The 3825-nt window shown below is 63.4% G+C and carries 6 protein-coding genes and 2 pseudogenes; all 8 read right to left on the bottom strand.

Going from position 1 to position 3825, the window contains the following annotated elements:
• Window positions 1-139: pseudogene (locus EN993_RS38105) on the bottom strand (N utilization substance protein B); the annotation flags it as partial.
• Complete coding sequence (ribH, locus tag EN993_RS32575; protein ID WP_127265877.1) at window positions 136-630, bottom strand: 6,7-dimethyl-8-ribityllumazine synthase; 495 nt, start codon at window positions 628-630, stop codon at window positions 136-138. The gene ribH and the pseudogene EN993_RS38105, both read right to left, overlap by 4 nt.
• Before the next feature lie 84 nt (window positions 631-714).
• Entirely contained in the window at window positions 715-885 is a 171-nt protein-coding gene (locus tag EN993_RS38490; protein ID WP_348629912.1) for a hypothetical protein, read from the bottom strand.
• Entirely contained in the window at window positions 885-1502 is a 618-nt protein-coding gene (locus tag EN993_RS32565; protein WP_127265874.1) for a riboflavin synthase, read from the bottom strand. Before EN993_RS32565 ends, EN993_RS38490 begins: the two co-directional genes overlap by 1 nt.
• Before the next feature lie 11 nt (window positions 1503-1513).
• Complete coding sequence (ribD, locus tag EN993_RS32560; protein ID WP_127265872.1) at window positions 1514-2629, bottom strand: bifunctional diaminohydroxyphosphoribosylaminopyrimidine deaminase/5-amino-6-(5-phosphoribosylamino)uracil reductase RibD; 1116 nt, start codon at window positions 2627-2629, stop codon at window positions 1514-1516.
• A gap of 2 nt (window positions 2630-2631) precedes the next feature.
• Window positions 2632-3111, bottom strand: a complete 480-nt coding sequence (nrdR, locus tag EN993_RS32555) for a transcriptional regulator NrdR (protein WP_127265870.1) — start codon at window positions 3109-3111, stop codon at window positions 2632-2634.
• 90 nt (window positions 3112-3201) lie between these two features.
• A complete protein-coding gene (locus tag EN993_RS32550; protein WP_245469032.1) occupies window positions 3202-3399 on the bottom strand; it encodes a hypothetical protein in 198 nt (65 codons plus the stop codon).
• Window positions 3400-3502: 103 nt separating this feature from the next.
• A pseudogene (locus tag EN993_RS32545) lies at window positions 3503-3825 on the bottom strand (hypothetical protein); the annotation flags it as partial.

Raw genomic sequence — 3825 nt, 5'->3', positions numbered from 1 at the left:
CGTATTCGGCGGTGATCTCGAAGACGCCGCTGCCGGCGACATCCATCTGGTAGAGCGCCTGCACGGCGGCCAGACGGGCAGCGCCGCGCTTGTTGGCGTGGCGCACTGCCGGCTGGCCGGGCGAAGCGGGTTCGCTCACGATCGCGCTCCCAGTTGTTCCTTGAGGGCGATCATGGTCAGCGCCGCACGCGCGGCAAAGCCGCCCTTGTCGCCTTCCGAGCGCTTGGCGCGAGTCCATGCCTGCGCGTCATTCTCGGTGGTCAGGATGCCGTTACCGATGCAGACCGAGTCCTGCACGCTCAGGTCCATTAGCGCCCGGCTGGATTCATTGGCGACAATGTCGAAATGATAGGTGTCGCCGCGGATGATGGTGCCGAGCGCGACAAATCCGTCATAGTCTGTCCCGCCTTCCGTCGCGCCGTCCAGTGCAAAGGTGATCACCGCGGGAATCTCGAGCGAACCTGGAACGGTGACGACGTCGTAAGTCGCGCCCGCTTCATCGAGCGCGCTTGTCGCGCCTTCGAGCAGCGTGTCGGCAAGGTCGTCGTGAAAGCGCGCTTCGACAATGAGCAGATGCGCCTTCGTCTTCGGACGAATGAAGGCTTTGCCGTGTTGGGATGTGCCAGCCATAAAAGTCTCCGGGGATCGCCGGTGACTTAGGCCGAAGCCGGGTTGACCGCAAGCGAAGATGTTGCGCGCGCCCGGTTTGCCAACCTATTCAGGTTCACCAACCTCGTTTTTGAGATGGCTGTCGAGGTTATCAACCCAGGTCTGTACGGTCTGATGATCGATCACACGACCGGCGTCCACATCGGCCAGCGCTTCGAGTGTCAGGCGCCGGAGTTCTTCTTCTTGTTCAGCCGAGATCCGTCTATTCTTGACCATCAAAGCCCCTCTTTCTCTGCCTCCACGAGACGCGCCGCGTAGCGGGCCATGGTGTCGATCTCGAGATTGACGCGGTCGCCGACCTTGCGCTCGCCCCAGGTGGTCACGGTCAGCGAATGGTGGATCAGCAGCACGTCGAAACGCGTGGCTTCGACCTTGTTGACGGTGAGCGAGGTGCCGTCGAGTGCGACCGAGCCTTTTGGCGCAATGAACTTCGCCAGCTCGCGCGGTGCTTCGAGAGTAAAACGCACCGCGTCGCCCTCATCCTTGCGCTCGACGATCTCCGCCATACCGTCGACATGACCCGAAACGATGTGGCCGCCGAGTTCGTCGCCGATCTTCAGCGCCCGCTCCAGATTGATCCGCGTGCCTGACTTCCAGCCCATCGCCGTCGTCAGCCTGAGCGCCTCTTCCCAGGCCTCGACCTCGAACCAGCGTGCATTCGAGCCGTTGTCGGGCAAGGCCGTCACTGTCAGGCAAACGCCGCCACAGGAGATCGAGGCGCCGATGGCGATGGTCTGTGGGTCATAGGCGGTGTCGATGCGCAAACCCACCCCTTCCCTGAGCGGCTTGACGGAAGCGACAGTGCCGACATCGGTGACAATTCCGGTAAACATCGGTGTTGATCCTAAAGGTCTCTTATCCACTCGGCGTAGCTGTCTTCGCCAAAGCGCATGTCGCGCAATTTGCGAAATCCTGCCGGGATATGGTCAGCGTCGATCGGCGATGCAATGCCACCATTGCCAATCGCCTCCGGCCCCTCGAACAGCACGATACGGTCGACCAGCCCATCAGCCAGGAAAGCGCTCGCCACCTTGGCGCCGCCCTCGACCAGCACGCTTGCCATGCCAAGCGCTGCCAGATCCTCGAGCAGTTCCGGCAGCGCGACGCCGCCCTCATGCGTTTCAGTGCCGATGAAGCGCACACCGGCGCGTTCGAGTGCTGCCCGCCGCAACGGATCGGCCTCAAGGCAAGCGGCGACATAGAGTGGCACCCGGTCTACGCCCGAAACCAGTTTCGAGGCCTCCGGCAACCTGATCTGGCGGTCGAGCACGATGCGCGCCGGCGAACGGTTCTCCAGCCCCGGCAAGCGCACCGTCAGGGCCGGATCATCCTCAAGGGCCGTGCCGATACCAATCAGTATGCCGTCCGCCTCGGCCCGCATCAGATACACTTCGCGGCGCGCAATATCGCCGGTGATCGACACCTGCCCACCGCCTTCCCTGCCGATCTTGCCGTCGCTGGAAAGCGCAAGCTTGAGAATCACTTCGGGGCGTTTTCTCAGCGATCGAATCAAATAGCCGGCCATCTGCTCGGCGGCTTCCGCCGCCAGCACCTTCTCGACCACCTCGACACCGGCGGCACGCAGGATCGCGTAGCCCTTGCCGGACACGCGCGAATCGGGATCGCTGGCCGCACCGACGACGCACGCGACGCCGGCATTGACCAGCGCATTGGCGCAAGGCGGCGTGCGGCCGTGATGGGCGCAAGGTTCGAGAGTGACGTAAGCGGTGGCGCCGCGCGCGAGCTCGCCGGCCTCGGACAGGGCCTCGGTCTCGGCATGCGGGCGACCGCCGACAGCGGTGACGCCGGTGCCGACGATCATCGGACCGTTGCCGTCATCGCGCACGATCAGCGTGCCGACAGACGGGTTGGTCGCGGTGCGCCCGGCATTTTTTCGCGACAGTCTGAGTGCCGCCGCCATGAAGCGGCGATCAAGGGCGGCCTGTTCGCTTGCAGTCATGCTCAGCTGGCTTCCTCTTCACCCTTGATTTCGTCCCCCTTGAGCTCGCCCAGCAATTCATGGAAATCCTTGGCCTCGCGAAAATTGCGGTAGACCGAGGCGAAGCGCACATAGGCGACATCGTCGAGCGATTTCAGCGCTTCCATGACCAGCCGGCCGACTTCTTCTGAAGCAACCTCCGTCTCGCCGGAACTTTCGAGCTGGCGCACGATGCCGGTCACCGCGCGATCGATGCGCTCGGGATCGACATTGCGCTTGCGAACGGCGATCTCCACCGAGCGCAGCAGCTTGTCGCGGTCGAACGGCACTTTGCGGCCCGATTTCTTGACCACCACGAGGTCGCGCAACTGCACGCGCTCGAAAGTGGTGAAGCGGCCGCCGCAATCGGGGCAGACGCGCCGCCTGCGGATCGCCGCGCCATCCTCGGCGGGGCGCGAATCCTTCACCTGCGTATCTTCTGACTGGCAATAGGGACAGCGCATGGAGAAGCCTTTGGTTGGCGAATCTGGTGAAGCGAAAGGCTTAGAGGTTTTTGCAACGATGGCAAAGTATCGCCAACAGCCCCTCGCCCCTCAGAGATAGCGAGGCGCAACGAAAATTGCGAGAGCCCCAACCAACCATACGGCGATACCGCCAAGCCAACAGGCTCCGAGGAAGGCGAGATAGGCTGGGATGGTCTTCACCCCGGCCAGGCAGGCCTCGCGAAAGCCGGCGGGATTGCCCTTGGCACCGACCGCAAAGGTCGGCGCCAGTGGCAGTATGCCGGGCACGCTTCGATGCCCATACGATCAGAGCTGTGACCAGCCCGCCGACCAGGCAATTCCAGACGATCTCCATCAAACGACCCCTCGTGGTGAGATCTGTTCGATCGCCTCAGGGGGCGACGTCGGCGGTCGGAAACCCGCACGATGCGCCGAGACTGCGATAGGCCTTGGTGAAGCCGTCCATGGATATGCTTCCAACCGGCGCATCGCCGAAAGAGACGTCAAGCGCCGATGCCCGGCGCATGACGCGCAAGAGCGCCAGGCTGGTCTTGGCCTGATTGTCCACGGTCCAGCTGAGCCGGCCGTTGACCGCGCCATCGGAATGGAGCTTGGCAGTGACGCGGCCCTTGTCGTCGCCGAAAGTGGCAGCGACGGACTTGCCGGCCGGCAGATCCTTGTTGTCAACAGCGATGGTTATGGACGGGTAGGCAT

The sequence above is a fragment of the Mesorhizobium sp. M7D.F.Ca.US.004.01.2.1 genome (assembly GCF_003997785.1).
In the GTDB taxonomy this organism is placed as follows: domain Bacteria; phylum Pseudomonadota; class Alphaproteobacteria; order Rhizobiales; family Rhizobiaceae; genus Mesorhizobium; species Mesorhizobium loti.
The sequence above is the reverse complement of the archived record's forward strand: the minus strand, read 5'-3'. Positions and strand labels throughout refer to the sequence as shown.